Below are 16,186 nucleotides of genomic sequence, written 5' to 3'. Positions count from 1 at the left end.
TGACGCTCGGGATGGACGCCAGCGGACAAGCAGGGACATTGATGGACCGTTCTAGCAGGCCAACACCACTGGAACGGCAGGTCAGCGGCCTGTGTTGGTTGCCTGGGGGTCAAGGGGTCGTCGGTTCGAATCCGGCCGTCCCGACAGAGAAAAAGCCCTGACCAGCGGAAACGCTGGTCAGGGCTTTAAGTTTGTCCATGGGATTTTGAACCGCCGGCGGGCCCGCTGACGCCTCCATCCTCGTTGTGGGTCCGGATGCTGATCAACGGCGCAGATCGCGGGAAGCCATAAGCAGGTCACGCCTACCGCTGAGAAAGGCGACCGGCCGTCTTCGCCGACACCGTTATCCGCTCAGTCGTTGTGTCTCGGTAAGGCAGGGGCCGGAAAGGGTCGTGCAGCGTTCGTGGATGTCTAGGCGATTCCGAGGCCGCGGCGGCCGGTTTCGTTGAGGTCTTCGGGCTGGAAGCGGTTGGGCCATTCGCGCTCGTAGTCCTCGGCGGGGAAGTCCGAAGGGCTCGATCCGCTGAGGAACGCCTCGCGGACGTTGGCGGCGTACTTCTCGTTGCGGGGGCACCACGGTGCGGCGGGGATGTACATGACGTTGCCCCAGCCCTTCTGCGACTCGACCGGCGCGACACTATGGATCATGTCGGCGTGCCACCAGACCGAGTCACCGGCCTGCACGTCGGGGATGCCGGCCAGTGCCTCCATGAGCGGAGCGTGCCACTTGTGGCCAGCCGGGAAGACCTGGTTGACGGTGACGCCACACATGTCGTCGTCGGGGACGTCAGACAGCAGTGGGCGCAGCATCAGGTACGCCATAGCCTCGGGAATCGGCACGGTGTGCAGCACGCCCTGGTCGTGGGCCATGTCAGACAGGGCGGTCCAGCCCTGGAAGGTGCGGAATGCCGAGCACATGGTGGTGCCGGGGTACTGCGGGCCGTCGGTGCGGTGCGCGGCGTCCCACGGGTCGTACTGTTCGACGCTGCCGTCGAACAGGTGCCGGAACGCCTGCTGGTAGGCCCTGGTCATCCACAGGTCCAGGGTGCCGGGGTCGAGGTGGGTGCCTAGGCCGGCGGAGTCGGCGCCCTCGGGGCGGCGGCGGATGCGGTCGGGGTAGAGCGAATCCCTGTTCGGGTCGAACCACTGCACGCCGTCAGACTCCGACTTCCACTGGCTGTTGAGGAAGGCCTGGACGGCCGCCATCCGGTCGCTCTGGCGGGCCTGCATCTGTGCGGGCGACCAGTAGATCGGGTAGATCTCGGGCTTGGAGCCGACGCTGCCGAAGAAGTCGTCGCCGGGGCCGCGGTAGTTCTCGAAGAAGTTGTTGCTCTCGACGTAGTCGACGATGTCCTGGTCCCACGCGAGGGCCTGGTCGCGGTCGAAGTGGCCACGCACGACCAGGCAGCCGCGGCGGCGCAGCAGGTCGAGTTGCCCGGCGGTGACGGTGCAGTTCGCGATGTCGGCGTAGTCGATGACCGGCCAGACGCTCTCGCCGCGACGGCGGGCGGCGTTGATGTCATCGACGGCGGCCTGGACCCGCTGTTCGACGACGGCGAAAACCTCATCGACCGTACGCCCGGAGGCCTCGATCCGGGCGCGCAGCGCGGCCTTGATCTCCCGGGTGGCCGCTTTGAGGTCGGCGGGGGTCTGCTCCCAGTGCGGCAGTGTGGTGCTGGTCGACACGGCGTCTCCTTCTAGTTAGCCCCCGTTACTTGAAAGACTTTACTGGGTCGAGCCTCCTCTAGGCAATAGCCCTGACTAGAATGTTGGCGTGGAGCCCACCTTGCCGTCGCAGGAGATCGTCCGGTCGCTCACCGACGAGCACGTGCTTCGCGCGTTGATGCAGCACCGTCGACTTACTCGCGCCGAGCTGGCCGTCGAGATCGGCATCTCCAAGCCGACCGCGGGGGAGAGCGTGCGCCGGCTGACCGAACGCGGCCTGGTGGCCGACACAGGTGAGCGCACCCCGGGTGGTCGCGGTCGCGGTCGGGTGGGCTCGTACTATGCGCTCGCGCCGGCGGTGGGCGTGGCGCTGGCCGTCGTCATCGCTCCGGAGGGTGTCGTGGCGGAGTGCCTGGACATCTACGGTGACACGGTGTCGCGCGCGGTCCGGCCGATCGACCGGCCGGCCCGCCCGAGCCAGGCTGCCGATGCGCTGGCCGCCGCGACCGTCGAGGTTCTCGCCGCAGCCGGCCGGCCGGCCCGGCTGGCCGTCGTCAGCGCGGCTGACCCGGTAGATCGCGCCACCGGCCGCCTGGTGCAGCTGCCCGACTCACCTTTCCTGGTCGGTGACCTCGACCCGGTCGCCGTCCTCGCGCCGCACGCGGGCGGCCCGGTCGTCGTCGACAACGACGTGAACTGGGCGGCGCTGGCCGAGCGGAACACCGCCCGCGACTTCGCTTACCTCTACTTGGGTGAAGGGCTGGGCTGTGCGATCGTCAGCGACGGCGAGGTCCGCCGCGGGCATACCGGCCTGACCGGTGAGATCGCCCACCTGCTGACCGTCGGGCCGGGTGGTCGCGCGGTCCGGTTGATCGAGGTCTTCGGCGAGCTGGGTCTGCGCCGCGACGGCTCGACCGCGATCGACGTCGAGCGGCTCCTCGACAGCGACCCCGCGACGCGGGAGCTCATCGGCCAGGCCGTTGCCGGTGTCGTCGCCGCCGTGGTCGCGCTTGCCGACCCGCAGGAGATCGTTGTTGGCGGTTCGTGGGGCCCTGCCCTGATCGGTAGCATCCGCTCGGCGACAACACCGATGCCGCGCGAGGTCCCCGTGCGGCCCGCCGTGCTGACCGGCGAGCCGGTTCTGGCCGGTGTGCGCGCGGAGGCGCTCAACCGCCTCCGGTCAGCCATCACGACGACATCCAACACCGTGAACGTTCGTGGTCAAGGCACTAGATAGGCGCGGCAGCCTACGGTTGCGGGGTGAAGCTTGACTACTATTCTGCCGCCGAAGGCGTCGACGTCGCGAGTGGCCGGGCAGACCTTTGTCACCTCGCTGACCTGGTAGCAAGCGGAGGCGAGCTGAGCCTTGCGCCGTCCGCTCACCCTCTGCATCTACGGGGTGTGCTCATCGAAGTGACGCAGGGCCCCGTCGTTATTGGTGTCGACGATCGCAGCTATCTCAGCATCCACGGTGGCGCGGAAAGCCGGTCGCTCCTCGCCGACCTGCTACGCGATGTAGCCAGCATGGACGACGGCGGCCACGTTCACCTGGAGTACTTCGAGGGTCACCATTTCCTGGCACCAGACAGCGTGCCGCTCATCGTCAACAGTCCGCATGGTGGGATGCCTCGGAGCTGATCAAGCGATGCCACGCACGAAACCGCCCCACAACATCATTTTTATTAGGAGTTGTAAGGCTACGTTTGTAGGCGTGCTGTAGATCGATGTGGAGCGTTGCGGGTCAGCTTGATGGGGTTCGCCGTAGTTCCGTCATCCGAGACCGGGCGCTGACCACATGGCCAGTTGAGCATGTTGAGGTTCTCGATGTTCAGGTACTGCTACCACGTCTCATCGTCGACGGCGCAGCCCGCTGTTTGCTCGCTGAGCGCCTACCGATCGGCGTGAGCGGCCGACGCTCCGCTCCTACCGCTCGGAGCGGCGACGCCGCTGCCTTCGTCGTGCCCCGGTCAGGCCCTCGAAAAGCCGAAGCAGTTCACGATGGTGCTAAGCGAGATTAAGGCAGCCCCTGGTGCCGCCGTTCGGGCGCGGCACCGTCGCCTCGGGCCGGCAGCAGACCGGGCGACGTGAGCGGGCGCTATCAGCTGTGTCGGCGACGCGTGAGCGACGACGGCGAGGTCAGCCGGCCGGGGTGGGGCTTGCCGGGACAGGTAGCAGGTTGCGCTCTGCGAAGACCTTCTTGGCGACGAGCGTGGCGTTGACGGCCCGCGGCACGCCGCAGTAGACCACCGCCTGCAGCAGCGCCTCGACTATCTCCGACGGCGTCAGGCCCGCGTTGAGTGCCCCGTTGACGTGCACTTCTAGCTGGGCCCCGGCATCACCGAGGCCGGTCAGAATGCCGAGGGTGAGCAGCTCCCGGTCCCGGCGCGCGAGCTGGGGCCGGACGTAGAGATCCCCGTAGGACCAGGCGACGGAGCGACGGCTGAGCTCGGGCGAGACGTCGGCGAGGGCTTCCAGGAGTCTTTGCGCGGCGCCGCCGTCGGCCTGTCGCAGCGCCTCAAGACCCCGCTCGTACTGCTCGTCCTCCGCCATGCTCACGCCCCACCTCTGCCAATCGTCCTGTCGGCTGGACCGGCGGGTACCCATTGCCGTGCCGGACAAACGGGTCGCGTCCCGCGCGTCGGTCGATAGGGGGCGCGGCCAGTGAGATCAAGGAGGAGGTCCTCCAAGCTGCTTTGCCGAACCAGGACGCCGCCCGAGACGAGGCCGACGCGCTCACCTCAGCCTGCGCGGCGTCGCGATGGCACCTCGAAGCAGGAGGCCGGCCCGACCCAAGGGCGTCAGGCGCTGATCAAGTTGACCGTGCTCGCTGACGGCTGCCGGCGGTGGCGTGCCAATATTAGGGGAGCAGGCTGGGGAGCAGACGGATGCACTGAGGAGTCGGCTGCTGGCCGAGTGTGCGGACCTCCCCGATGCCCGCCAGGGGCGGCTCGGCAGGGGCCGCCGCGCACCACGGCACAGCGGAGCATGTCGCCGCCTTTGGTCCGGGACTACGTCACCTCCACCTGACCGACGGCCGTCGCGACTGACAGGCCTCCGTGCCTGTCGCAATCAGCGCGATTGCAGCTCGGGCTCGCGATGGTTGAAGGGGGCGAGGCGGTGGTCCTGCTGAGGACGACCGGGCCAGCGCAAGACGTGTGTCCGTCGGGTCAGTGAATGCGGGGCGACGCGGTACGTCCTCAGCGGTACCCGTGTGGACGCCGTGCGCGAAGGAACACCGTGGCCATCGTGCGCCGCGTCGGCGTACCGGCCGCGGCCAGGGCGGTCATGTATGTGTCGAGACGCTCGCGATCGTCGTCGGTCAGGGCGGCGGCGATCGCTTCGCCGTACGTGGGGACCAGGGGGTTGGGTGCCACTCGCTTGAGTGCCTCCCAGTCCCCGATCGGGTCGGCGGGCACGTCGACCTGGGCGCGGTAGCTCAGCTCCACCGCCTCGAAGCCGGCGGATACTGCCCAGTCGACCAGGTCACGCTCGTCGAAGTCCATCATCGGTCGGGTGGTTTCCGCGGTGGTGCTCCGGTAGACGTCGCTGACCTTGGCGATCAGGTCGTTGACGGGCGAGTTGCCCAAGCCGAACAGATCATCGGGCCGGAGCCGCTCCGCGAAGCCGTTGATGGGCTCGAACAGGGACATCCGTCCGCCCGGCCGCAGGACCCGGAAGAACTCCGCGAAGGCGGCGGTCTTGCGGTCGGAGTAGATGAGCACCGAGCGAGTGGTCACGACGTCGACAGAGGCGTCAGCGATTCCGGCGAGGTCATCGGCCGGCGCGACCACAAAGTTGCACCGCTCGTCGCCACCGGCGGTGCGCCGGCACTCGTCGAGCACATCCGGTGAGACATCGCTGAAGATGACTCGGCCGTCCGGGCCGAGCCGATCCAGCGCGCCGAACGCGATCAGTCCCGTCCCGCAGCCCACGTCGAGGACCACGTCGTCGGCCACCAGCCCGGCTCCCTCAAGGACGCCATCACGGAACGCCGCCAGATCCAGGGCGTTACGGGCGCGCAGGCCCGCGCTGTTGCCGTCCCGGCGGGCAAGGAGCCACTGGGCCCACCTGTCCCTCGCCACCGGGTCAGCGTAACCCCCGACGCATACCCGGACGATCGTTCGCGAACAGCGAGAACGTGGAGTCGGGCAACGCCACGCCGTCGTCGGTCGCCGCCAGGCGGTGGCGCCGGACGCTGTGACGCGGCATCACGTTGTGGCGCGGATCGTTGTCTCCGGCCGGACGACAGGCGTCAAGCCCGGCTCAGGCCGAGCGCCTCGTCCACCCGGTCCAGCACCGTCATGTCGTCGTGGCCGACGCCGCGCAGCAGGTCGATGGCGGTCGCCCGGATCTGTCCGACGATCATGGTGACCGGCAGCGGCGGATCGGACCGCAGCAGGCCCGCGGCGATCCGGACCGCTTCCAGGGCCACCGCGTCGGCCCGCTGCGCATGCCGGTCGGCGTCGGCGCCGCTCAGGTCGCTGGCCAGCGCCTCCCCGGCCGACCGTACGGCGGCGGTCAGCGCGCCAATCGCGGCGGCCAGCTCCGGCGGTGTGGCGGTGTGCCGGCGGGTCAGGGTCACAGCGGCCCGGGCCAGCACCCGGATGTTGCGGGCGGCGTAGTCGAGCTGCCGCAGCGTCCCTTCCACGTCGGCGAGCTTGCCCAGGTGCCGGCGGCGCAGCCCCAGCCGCAGCGTCTCACCGGTGGCGAGCACGGCGGTCTGCAGCTGGGCGACGCAGTCGTCCACCTGCCGGGCTTGGTCCAGCGCGGCGCGGGCGGCATCCTCGTCGCAGCCCTGCAGCGCCGCGTTCACCTCATCGAGCAGGTCGGCCAGGTCGGTGTAGCTGCACCGAGCCTGGGCCACCAGCGGCGCCAGCGGGTCGCGGGCGGTCATCAGCTGGCTGGCGGCCAACGCGACCGCGCCGCCGATGAGCGCGTCGACGAAGCGGAACGGCATCAGCGTCCCGTGCGGTGCGGCGACCACGACCAGGTACATGGCCGAGGCGGTGGCCTGCACGACCAGGGCACGGCGGGCACCGATCACCACGAGCGTCGTGGTGGTCAGTACCAGCACCAGCAGGACCGTGCCGGTGCCCGGGCCCAGCGCGTACACCAGCAGCTCCGCGACGAGCACGGCGGCGGCCACGGCGAGCAGGATCTCGACGGTCTGACGCAGCCGTCGACCGCGGGACTCACCGAGCACGACGAGCGCAGCGGTCGGGGCGTAGAACGGGTCCGGGTGACGGATCACCACCGCTGCCACGATCCAGGCGACCACCGCGGCGGCGGTCAGCTCGACCACGGTCATCCCGTCGCCCCGCAACCGCGCGACGGCGTCGCGCCCCCACGTCCGCACCGGTGATACCCCTTCCGCCCAGCGGACCGGGGACGGCCGCCGCTTGATCTTCCGCGAGAACGGGCACTACCCCGCCCGTGACCTGCTCAATCGTCAGGTGGTGGGCGGCACTCGGGATGGAAGGCCGGTCGCGGTCAGTCGTCTCCGTCGAACTCGGCCGCGTCGACGAGGCCGCCCAGGAACGTCTCGAAGTCGGGGGCGATGACGGTGATCTGGTAGTTCCACTCCTGGTCGACGTGTACGACCGTCGGCTCGCCGGGGGATCGGTAGTCGAGAGCGATCATGTCGTGGCCCGCTGAGGGGCAGTCGGCGATGTAGACGCCGATGTCGGGGTAGCCCCACTCCGTCGTCCAGAACGCGTTCCCGAGTTCGCCGCACAGGCTGAAGGAGGCGGTGTCACCGATCGCCGCCAGTGTGTACACCGCCACGTGGCCTGCCGACCAGGAGGTCCGGCTGGGCGAGGGGTGGGCGTCCCGGGCCAGCACCCCGCCGTTGTGGCGCCGGGCCAGGTCGACGTACGCAGCGGGTAGCTTGTGTCCGAGCTGCGCCTGCACCTCACGCAGAAGCTCGTCGGTGAGCGGGTTTTCCAACGACCGGAGGTGTCGAAGATGATCGTGGGATCGAGCACTCGTCGACGGTAGTCGCTCTGCCAGGCTGAATTGACGGGCCCAGCTGGACGTCCGGCATGAGCGTGCCTGAACCTCGACGACTCGGCGTGCCAACGCCAGCGCGTCCACGCCGGGGCGGTACAGCGACGCCCACAACTGGGCGTCAAGCTCTACTGCGGCCCTCTCCCACGGCTGCGCTGGCTCCGCCGGCTTTCCCTTCTCTTCCTTGACCCGTCGGTACACCGCTCGCTCCCGGGCTCTCCTCGCGAGGCCCATGAGGTCCGTGATCAGAATGAACGGCCGACGGTCGATCGGAAACGCCCAGGGCATGGTCCGGTGTCGTCCTCCACCACCAGCAACCTGCTCACCCCGAAAATTAGCCTTTCCCCCGGATATCCGCCCGTCGTGGTCCTCAGCAAGTTTTCAGGCCGCATGCCGCACCTTGGTCGACGTCACCGGCCGCCGACCGCGGTCGTCCGAGCGTCGACTGGAGTTTTCATGGAGTACCTGGCAACGCGTTCGCGGGGCTGGCTGACCAAGGTGCCGGCGATCACCGCCACGTTCTGGGTCATCAAAGTCCTGTCGACCACGATCGGGGAGACGTTCGCCGACTACCTCTCCGTCAACGTGGGGCTCGGCCCGCTCGTCACCACCGCGGTGATGATCGCCGTGCTCGCCGCCGCGCTCACCGTGCAGTTCCGTACGCGCAAGTACACCCCGTGGATCTACTGGCTGTGCGTGGTGCTCGTCAGCATCGTCGGCACCCAGATCACCGACTTCTTCACCGACACCCTCGGCGTCAGCCTGTACGTCAGCACCGCGGTCTTCTCGGTCATCCTGGCCGTGGTCTTCACGATCTGGTATCGCCAGGAGCGCACTCTGGCGATCACCTCGATCGACACACCGCGGCGCGAGGGCTTCTACTGGGCCGCGATCCTCACCACGTTCGCACTCGGCACCGCGGCCGGCGACCTGGCCACCGAGGCGCTCAGCCTGGGCTTCCGCAACGGCACACTGATCTTCGGCGGCCTCATCCTGCTCACCTGGATCGGCAACCGCGCCGGCGCTTCCACCGTGCTGACGTTCTGGATCGCGTACGTCCTCACCCGCCCGCTCGGCGCGTCCCTGGGCGACCTGCTGACCCAGTCCAAGGACTTCGGTGGCCTCGACCTGGGCGCCAGCGCGACCAGCCTGCTGTTCTTCGCGGTCATCCTGGTGCTGGTTGGCCGGGAGCAGGTGCTGGCCAATCGACACGGGGTGGCGGCCAAGGGTGACGGTCCGCTCGGCGGACGCCGCCCGGACTACGCCTGGGCGGCCGCCGGTGTCGCGGCTGTCGTCATCGCCGGCTTCGGCCTCAGCGCCCTCCGCCCGGGGGCAGGCAGCACGGACGCGCAGACCGTCACCGTCGCTCAGCCCGACGGGGCGACGCAGGCTGCCGCCCAGCCGGTGCACCCCACTACCCGCCTGGGAGACCTGACCGGCTTCGCCAGGATCGCCGGCGACATGCAGGCCATGGTTGCCCGTAACGACCTCGCGGGTGGCCGGACCCGCGCCAAGGACCTGGAGGTGCGCTGGGACGACGCCGAGGCCGGCCTCAAACCCCGCGATCCGGCGAGTTGGCACAGGCTCGACAGCGAAATCGATGCCGTCCTGACCTCGCTGCGAGCCGGACAGCCGAGCCCAGCCGACTGCTCCGCCAACCTGCGGGCCCTCACCACCACCCTGAACCAATTCGACGGCGTGTGACTCCACGCCGACCCAGGCCGCCGGCCCATCTCAGTGCCCCCGCTGGGATGGGCCGGCCCACGGCTTTCAGCACCTCTTAAATGCGCCACCCAGGGAGATTGACCAGCGTGAACTATCAGCTCGTCGAACTGATCAACGGCGCCGCGGGTCGGGCCGACAGCGTAGACGACGTGATGGAGTTCGCCGCGACCTGGTTGATCTATCCGGGTTTCGCGGTCGCCGCCGTGCTCGGGGGCCGGGCCCTGCTCGACCGTCGGATCCGCCCGGTGGTCCAGCTCGGCGCCGCGCTCGTTCTGGCGTTCGGGTTCGCCGTCGTGCTCTCACACATCAGCGCCCAGGGGCGGCCGTTCCAGAGCCATCAGGTGCACCAGCTCATCGCGCACGACCCCGGTGTCTCGCTGCCCAGCGATCACGCAACGGCGGCGTTTACGCTGGCGTTCAGCGTGTACGCGTTCCTGGGCCGCCGCTGGGGTGTCGTGCTGGCCGTCGCGGCGCTGGCGATCGGTTTCGCCCGGATCTGGGTCGGCGTGCACTACCCGAGGGACATCGTCGCTGGGGCAATCATCGGCGGTGTGGCGGTCCTCGAAGTGGTGGCCGCCGCGCGGTTCGGGCTCGCGTTCGCGGCCACGAACAGGCAAGCGCACCAGAACGTAGAGCCCGCCTCTTCTCTCAATGCATGGGTGCTCTGGTGAATCAGGGAACGATCTCCGCCGGACCCACGCTGGCCCGTCGTGCTGGTGGCGCTGGTCGCCCGGCTCGGGGAAAGCCGTGGGGGCGTGACGGCGTCGCTCCGGGCGATCCTGCAGCTGGTGGTCGTCTCGTTGCTGATCGCCGCCGTGCTGCGTTCCTGGTGGGCCACTGCCGGGTTCCTCGCGGTGATGCTGCTGGTCGCCGGCGTCACCGCGGCCCGCAGGGTGAGCACGTTCCGGCTCGGGTGGCTCGCGATCAATCCGATCACGGCCGGGGCGCTGCCGGTCGGCGCGCTGATCGTCGGGGCCGGAACGATGCCGCTGACCGAGGTGGCGGTCCTGCCGATCGCCGGCATCCTGATCGGCGGCGCGATGACCGCGACGTCGCTGTCTGGCCGTCGGACTCCAATGAGTTACGGGATCGGAAGGGCGAGTACGAGGCGGCGTTGGCGCTCGGCTTCCTGCCTCGCGAGGCCGCGCTCGAGGTGTGCCGGCCTGTCGCCGGTCAGGCCCTGGACCAGACCCGGACCGTGGGTCTGGTCACGCTGCCCGGTGCTTTCGTCGGAGTGCTGCTCGGCGGTGGCTCCGCCGTGCAGGCCGGCGCCACTCAGCTGCTGGTGCTGATCGCGTTGCTGGCGGCGGAGGCGATCGTCGTCGGGCTCACTCTGGAACTGGTTGCCGGCGGGATGCTTCGTCGGCCGGTGGCTCCATAGCCGTCCGCGGCCGGGCCGGGCGGAGTTACAGGAACAGCACACCGGCCGCGTACGCCACCCAGACCGCGACCTCGAGCCAGGTGGCCGTGGGTGTGATGTTGGCTGAATACGGGCGACTCTCCACCAACTAGAGGTGCTCGCGGTATGGAGAACAGCGACGGCCAAGTGCGTGGCCCAGGTCCCGCAGGAGGGTGCCCAGCCGCTCGGTCTCCTCGGCGGTGGGCGGAGTGATGGCTGCGCCAGCCGCAATGTGCTCTCCGGCCTCGTGCAGCGTGACGTACAGATCTTCGGCGGTTGCGCGGTCCAGCCGCAGAACGATGTCATCCCGCATCCGCAGACCCTAATCGCGCTTCACGCTCCACCGCTTCGGCAGGGCCGGAATCCGCGGCTTTGCTGCTGACAACGCGCACGGCTGACAACGCGCACGGCGACGTCCACATATGCGGAGCCCCGCGGAGAGGCTTGAGTTGCTCGTGGGCTGGGGCGGCCGCAGCCGCCCCGATGACCCTACTGGCGTATCGGTGCGGATCGGGTTGGAGCTACGGGCGCGCTCGCAGGCGGCAGCGCCTGCCACGCAGCCGAGGGTCGACGCCGCGTGAGCACGGTTAAAGATCAAGCTAGGTCCCGCTCGTCCTGCCAGGTGCCGACCGGTGTGGCTTTCTGTGGTCCGTCTCTTGACTTCCCCTAAAGTCGGGCGTAAACAAAGCACAAGCAAAACGAAACGGCGGTGAAACAACAACATGTACGCCGAAGAACGACAGCAGGAGATCCTCCGCATCGCCCGAGAGATGGGCCGGGTCGAGGTGGCGGGCTTGGCCGACGGGCTCAACGTGACGTCGGAGACCATCCGCCGCGATCTCACCATCCTGGAGCGGGCCGGGGTGCTGCGTCGAGTCCACGGTGGAGCTATTCCGGTCGAACGGCTCGGGTTCGAGCCCGCGCTGGCGGCGCGTGACGCGGTGCTCATCGAGGAGAAGGAGCGCATCGCCAAGCTCGCCCTGAGCGAGGTGCCGGAGGAGGGCGCGATCATCCTCGACGCCGGCACCACGACCGCCCGGCTGGCCCAGCTGCTGCCGGTGGACCGAGAGCTGACCGTCGTGGTCAACTCGCCGGTCATCGCCACGACCCTCGGTACCTATGCCAACCTCAACGTCCTGCTGCTGGGTGGACGGGTCCGCGGGAAGACCCTGGCGACCGTCGACGACTGGGCGCTGTCGCCGTTGGCGGACCTCTACGTCGACGTCGCGTTCGTCGGGACCAACGGCATCTCGGTCGAGCGCGGGCTGACCACCCCGGACCCGTCCGAGGCTGCGGTGAAGCGGGCGATGGTTCGTGCGGCCCGCCGCACGGTGGTGGTCGCCGATCACACCAAGCTCGGCAACGATTACTTCGCCCGGTTCGCTGAGCTGGCCGACGTCGACCTGCTCATCACCGACAGCCGTGCCGACGTCGACCTGGTCGGTGACCTGGAGTCCGCGAATGTCCGGGTGGTACGCGCATGATCGTCACCGTCACCCTCAACCCCAGCCTCGACCGGGCCGTGGAGGTCGACTCACTCACCCGGGGCGAGGTCATCCGGGCTGCCACAGCTCACCTTGACCCCGGCGGCAAGGGCGTCAACGTATCCCGTGCACTGCTGGCCAACGGGGTGCCGTCGGTAGCGGTGTTGCCGTCCGGCGGTGACGAGGGCAATCAGCTCATCCGCCTACTCCAGGCGGAGGGTGTGGAGGTCCTCGCCGTGTCGATCTCCGGACGGACCCGTTCCAACATCACCCTGGCCGAGCCCGACGGCACGGTCACCAAAATCAACGAGCCTGGCCCGGCCATGTGCCGCGCCGAGTTCGACGAGGTGATCGACCGTGTGCTCGCCCGCGCCAGCGGTGCCGACTGGGTCGTGCTGTGCGGCAGCGTCCCGCCCGGCCTGCCCGCCGACGCTTACGCTCAGTTGTGCCGGAAGCTGCGCGCTGCCGGCGTCAGGGTCGCCGTCGATACCAGCGGTCCTGCCCTGCGCGAGGCCGCTCTGGCTGGGGCGACCCTGCTCAAGCCAAACCGCGACGAACTGGCCGAAGTGGTCGGCACCCCGCTGAAGGACCTCGGCGATGTGGTCGATGCCGCTCAGTGCCTGCGGGCATGGGGAGCCGGCACCGTCGTGGCCAGCCTCGGCGCTGACGGCGCTGTCCTGGTCAACGCCGAAGGGGTCCGCACCGGCACCTGTCCGGTCGCCCGGCCCCGTAGCACCGTCGGTGCCGGCGATGCGCTGCTCGCCGGGTTCCTCGCTGCGGGGGCGCAGGGTGCCGCCGCCCTCGCTGAGGGCCTGGCCTGGGGCGCCGCCGCGGTGAGCCTGCCCGGCAGCCGGATGCCCGGGCCGGCGGATCTGTTCCGCCACGACGTCACCATCCACACCTAGCCGGACGACCTTCTTCCCCCTGCGGCTGTCTGGACCGCCCCTCATGAAGGAGATACCCCCGTGACCTCCTCTTCCTACACACCAGAAGTAAAGGGCCAGGGCCCCAAAGCCACCGTGCAACGCCTCGGCGGCTACCTGGCCGCGATGGTCATGCCCAACATCGGCGCGTTCATCGCCTGGGGCCTGATCACCGCACTGTTCATTCCAACCGGCTGGCTGCCCAACAAGACCCTGGCGGAACTGGTCGGCCCGATCATCAGCATCCTGCTACCGGTGCTCATCGGCTACACCGGCGGCCGGCTGGTCCACGGCCAGCGCGGTGCCGTCGTGGGCGCGGTGGCGACCATGGGCCTCGTCGTCGGCGCGGACGTGCCGATGATCCTCGGCGCGATGATCATTGGGCCGCTCACGGCCTATCTCCTCAAGCTGTTCGACAGCCTGGTCGAGAACAGGATCCGCCCCGGCTTCGAGATGCTTGTCGACAACTTCAGCGCCGGCATCATCGGCGCCGCGATGGCCATCGGCGGCGTCTACGGCATCGGCCCGGTGGTCGAATGGCTCACCAAGCAGGCCGGCGCAGGCGTCGACTGGCTCGTCGGCAAGGACCTGCTGCCGCTGACCTCGGTGCTCGTCGAACCCGCCAAGGTGCTCTTCCTCAACAACGCCATCAACCACGGCGTATTCGGCCCGCTGGGCATCGCCGAGGCCGCCGACAAGGGCAAGTCGATCCTGTTCATGATCGAGTCGAACCCCGGCCCCGGCCTCGGTCTGCTGCTCGCCTTCATGCTCTTCGGCCCCCGCGCGCTGCGCCCCAGCGCTCCGGCCGCGATCATCGTGCAGTTCCTCGGCGGCATCCACGAGATCTATTTCCCGTACGTGCTGATGAAGCCGAAGCTGATCCTCGCCATGATCGCCGGGGGTGCGGCCGGCGTCGGCACCTTCGTGATCACCGGTGCGGGCCTGGTCGCCACCCCCTCGCCGGGCAGCATCTTCGCCTACCTCGCGGTCACTCCCAAGGGCGGCCACTTCGGGGTCATTCTCGGCGTCGTGATCGCCGCCGCCGTCACCTTCGCGGTCGCCTCGGCCCTGCTCGGCTTCGGGCGCGGCGAGCCCGCAGCGGACGCTGTCGGCCCGGACGAAGAGGTGGCTGTCCGCCCAGAGCAGGAAAGGGCTGTCGACCCCGACGAGACCCTCGACAAGCCGGCGAAGCAGGAGGTCTGAACAGATGCCCACCATCAACGGCACCGAAATCAAGAAGGTCGTCGTCGCCTGCGACGCCGGCATGGGCAGCAGCGTGATGCTGGCCAGCCAACTTCGGCGGCAACTGGCGAAGAACGCGGTGACCGTCGAGCACACCCCGGTCAACTCGATCCCGGCGGACGCAGACGTGGTCATCTGCCACCAGGGGCTCGCCGCGCGGGCCCGGGTCAGCGCACCCGACAAGGTGATCGTGCCGATCCAGGTGTTCATCGGCGACCCGGCCGTCACCAGGGTCGTGAACGCGGTACAGCGCGGTGGTGAGCTGAGTGGCTGAGCTGCTGGCCCGTGACGCGATCCGGCTCGACGAGCGGGTCCGATCGCGGGACGAAGCGATCAGCCGCTGCGGCGCGGTACTCGTCGAGGTCGGCGCGGTCGCCCCGGCGTACGTGGACGCGATGCTCGCCCGCGAGCGGAGCGTCTCCACGTACATCGGGGAGGGCGTCGCCATCCCGCACGGCACGCTGAACAGCAAGGAGTCGGTCCAGCGCGACGCCCTCGCGGTGCTGCGCTTCCCGGACGGCGTCGACTGGGACGGCTTCGACGTGCGGGTCTGTGTCGCCATCGCCGCGGCCGGCGACGGGCACGTGGACATCCTGGCCCAACTCGCCTCGGTGTTGATGGACCCGGCGCAGGCGCAGCGGCTACGAGAGTCGACGAGCGCCGATGACGTGATCGCTATCCTCGAAGGGAACCCCTCGTGAAGGTTGTCCGATTCCACGCACCCGGTGACGTCCGCATCGAGGACGCGCCCGAGCCCACGCCGGGCCCCGCCGACGTGAAGATCCGCGTCCGCGCATGCTCCACCTGCGGCACCGACGTGAAGATCTCCCGCTTCGGCCACCACCACATCGCCCCGCCGCGCGTCATGGGCCACGAGATCGCCGGCGAGATCACCGAAGTCGGTGACGACGTCACGGGCTGGCGGCCGGGGGACCGGGTCCAGGTCATCGCCGCCATCCCCTGCGGTACGTGCGCCGAGTGCCAGCGCGGCCGGATGACCGTGTGCCCCAACCAGGTGTCGATGGGATACCACTTCGACGGCGGGTTCGCCGAATACGTGGTCGTGCCCCACAACGTCCTCGCCGTCGACGGGCTCAACCGGATCCCCGAGGGACTCAGCTTCGCCGAGGCGTCCGTCGCCGAGCCCCTCGCCTGCGTCCTCAACGGCCAGAACCTCGCCGGTGTGGGGGAGGGCGACGACGTGGTCGTCGTGGGCGCCGGGCCGATCGGCTGCCTGCATGTCCGCCTGGCCCGGGCGCGCGGCGCGGCCCGGGTGCTCCTCGTCGACCTCAACCGCGAACGCCTCGACCTGGCCGCCAACCTGGTGCAGCCGGACGCGGCGATCTGCGGCGCCGAGACCGACGTCGTCGACGCGGTGCTCAAGCTCACCGAGGGCCGGGGTGCCGACGTCGTCATTACCGCCACGGCCGCTGGCGCCGCCCAGGAGCAGGCGGTGCAGATGACCGCGCGGCAGGGCCGGATCAGCTTCTTCGGCGGCCTGCCGAAGGACAAGCCGGTCATCTCCCTGGACTCCAACCTCGTGCACTACCGCGAACTGACCATCGTCGGTGCCAACGGCTCCAGCCCGGAACACAACAAGGAGGCGCTGCGACTCATCGCCAACGGCTCCGTGCCGGTCGCCGATCTCATCACCCACCGCCTGCCGCTCGACCGCGCCCTCGACGCCTTCGGCATCGTGGCGCGCGGCGAAGCGATCAAGGTGACGATCGAACCGTAGGAGG

At 69.4% G+C, this 16,186-nt stretch carries 16 protein-coding genes and 2 pseudogenes; 12 read left to right on the top strand and 6 right to left on the bottom strand.

Features of this window, described 5'->3' with window-relative positions; genetic code table 11:
* Positions 1 to 411 precede the first annotated feature (411 nt).
* Positions 412 to 1,686 (bottom strand): DUF1479 domain-containing protein, encoded by a 1,275-nt coding sequence (locus ABZU46_RS07805; RefSeq protein WP_354855669.1) that lies wholly within the window; start codon positions 1,684 to 1,686, stop codon positions 412 to 414.
* Positions 1,687 to 1,774: 88 nt separating this feature from the next.
* Between ABZU46_RS07805 and ABZU46_RS07800 the strand changes: the two genes are divergently transcribed.
* Positions 1,775 to 2,902, top strand: coding sequence for an ROK family transcriptional regulator (locus ABZU46_RS07800; RefSeq protein WP_354855668.1), 1,128 nt, complete (start codon positions 1,775 to 1,777; stop codon positions 2,900 to 2,902).
* 23 nt (positions 2,903 to 2,925) lie between these two features.
* Positions 2,926 to 3,303 (top strand): hypothetical protein, encoded by a 378-nt coding sequence (locus tag ABZU46_RS07795; protein ID WP_354855667.1) that lies wholly within the window; start codon positions 2,926 to 2,928, stop codon positions 3,301 to 3,303.
* Positions 3,304 to 3,801: 498 nt separating this feature from the next.
* On the opposite strand, the gene ABZU46_RS07790 is transcribed toward ABZU46_RS07795, so the two are convergent.
* From ABZU46_RS07790 to ABZU46_RS07775, 4 genes and pseudogenes are all read right to left on the bottom strand, one after another.
* Positions 3,802 to 4,215, bottom strand: a complete 414-nt coding sequence (locus ABZU46_RS07790; protein WP_354855690.1) for a carboxymuconolactone decarboxylase family protein — start codon at positions 4,213 to 4,215, stop codon at positions 3,802 to 3,804.
* A 647-nt stretch (positions 4,216 to 4,862) separates the two neighbouring features.
* Positions 4,863 to 5,747: a class I SAM-dependent methyltransferase gene (locus tag ABZU46_RS07785; protein WP_354855666.1), complete on the bottom strand. Its 885-nt coding sequence runs from the start codon at positions 5,745 to 5,747 to the stop codon at positions 4,863 to 4,865.
* Between the two features lie 170 nt (positions 5,748 to 5,917).
* Positions 5,918 to 7,021, bottom strand: a complete 1,104-nt coding sequence (locus ABZU46_RS07780) for an FUSC family protein (RefSeq protein WP_354855665.1) — start codon at positions 7,019 to 7,021, stop codon at positions 5,918 to 5,920.
* A 134-nt stretch (positions 7,022 to 7,155) separates the two neighbouring features.
* A pseudogene (locus ABZU46_RS07775) lies at positions 7,156 to 7,649 on the bottom strand (SMI1/KNR4 family protein).
* A gap of 478 nt (positions 7,650 to 8,127) precedes the next feature.
* On the opposite strand from ABZU46_RS07775, the gene ABZU46_RS07770 reads away from it, so the two are divergent.
* From ABZU46_RS07770 to ABZU46_RS07755, 4 genes and pseudogenes are all read left to right on the top strand, one after another.
* Complete coding sequence (locus tag ABZU46_RS07770; protein WP_354855664.1) at positions 8,128 to 9,375, top strand: hypothetical protein; 1,248 nt, start codon at positions 8,128 to 8,130, stop codon at positions 9,373 to 9,375.
* Between the two features lie 107 nt (positions 9,376 to 9,482).
* A complete protein-coding gene (locus ABZU46_RS07765) occupies positions 9,483 to 10,067 on the top strand; it encodes a phosphatase PAP2 family protein (RefSeq protein ID WP_354855663.1) in 585 nt (194 codons plus the stop codon).
* A gap of 39 nt (positions 10,068 to 10,106) precedes the next feature.
* Positions 10,107 to 10,409 (top strand): annotated as a pseudogene (locus ABZU46_RS07760) (ABC transporter permease); the annotation flags it as partial.
* Positions 10,310 to 10,777: an ABC transporter permease gene (locus tag ABZU46_RS07755; protein ID WP_354855689.1), complete on the top strand. Its 468-nt coding sequence runs from the start codon at positions 10,310 to 10,312 to the stop codon at positions 10,775 to 10,777. The pseudogene ABZU46_RS07760 and the gene ABZU46_RS07755, both read left to right, overlap by 100 nt.
* 127 nt (positions 10,778 to 10,904) lie before the next feature.
* Here the strand turns inward: ABZU46_RS07755 and ABZU46_RS07750 are convergent, their stop codons facing one another.
* Positions 10,905 to 11,108, bottom strand: coding sequence for a hypothetical protein (locus ABZU46_RS07750; protein WP_354855662.1), 204 nt, complete (start codon positions 11,106 to 11,108; stop codon positions 10,905 to 10,907).
* A 409-nt stretch (positions 11,109 to 11,517) separates the two neighbouring features.
* On the opposite strand from ABZU46_RS07750, the gene ABZU46_RS07745 reads away from it, so the two are divergent.
* From ABZU46_RS07745 to ABZU46_RS07720, 6 genes are read left to right on the top strand one after another with little or no spacing between them, the layout of a single operon-like run.
* On the top strand, positions 11,518 to 12,279 hold the full coding sequence (locus ABZU46_RS07745) for a DeoR/GlpR family DNA-binding transcription regulator (RefSeq protein WP_354855661.1): 762 nt from the start codon (positions 11,518 to 11,520) through the stop codon (positions 12,277 to 12,279).
* A complete protein-coding gene (pfkB, locus tag ABZU46_RS07740; RefSeq protein ID WP_354855660.1) occupies positions 12,276 to 13,184 on the top strand; it encodes a 1-phosphofructokinase in 909 nt (302 codons plus the stop codon). The genes ABZU46_RS07745 and pfkB overlap by 4 nt, the downstream gene beginning before the upstream one ends.
* Positions 13,185 to 13,244: 60 nt before the next feature.
* On the top strand, positions 13,245 to 14,405 hold the full coding sequence (locus tag ABZU46_RS07735) for a PTS mannitol transporter subunit IICB (protein ID WP_354855659.1): 1,161 nt from the start codon (positions 13,245 to 13,247) through the stop codon (positions 14,403 to 14,405).
* A gap of 4 nt (positions 14,406 to 14,409) precedes the next feature.
* Positions 14,410 to 14,718, top strand: coding sequence for a PTS lactose transporter subunit IIB (locus ABZU46_RS07730; RefSeq protein ID WP_354855658.1), 309 nt, complete (start codon positions 14,410 to 14,412; stop codon positions 14,716 to 14,718).
* Positions 14,711 to 15,145 carry a PTS sugar transporter subunit IIA gene (locus ABZU46_RS07725; protein ID WP_354855657.1) on the top strand — a complete coding sequence of 145 codons (435 nt, stop codon included), beginning with the start codon at positions 14,711 to 14,713 and terminating at the stop codon, positions 15,143 to 15,145. Before ABZU46_RS07730 ends, ABZU46_RS07725 begins: the two co-directional genes overlap by 8 nt.
* Positions 15,142 to 16,182 carry a zinc-dependent dehydrogenase gene (locus ABZU46_RS07720; RefSeq protein ID WP_354855656.1) on the top strand — a complete coding sequence of 347 codons (1,041 nt, stop codon included), beginning with the start codon at positions 15,142 to 15,144 and terminating at the stop codon, positions 16,180 to 16,182. Before ABZU46_RS07725 ends, ABZU46_RS07720 begins: the two co-directional genes overlap by 4 nt.
* Positions 16,183 to 16,186 lie beyond the last annotated feature (4 nt).

This window comes from Micromonospora sp. NPDC005197, from assembly GCF_040608295.1.
GTDB lineage: Bacteria > Actinomycetota > Actinomycetes > Mycobacteriales > Micromonosporaceae > Micromonospora.
This window is presented reverse-complemented; position numbering and strand designations above follow the sequence as displayed.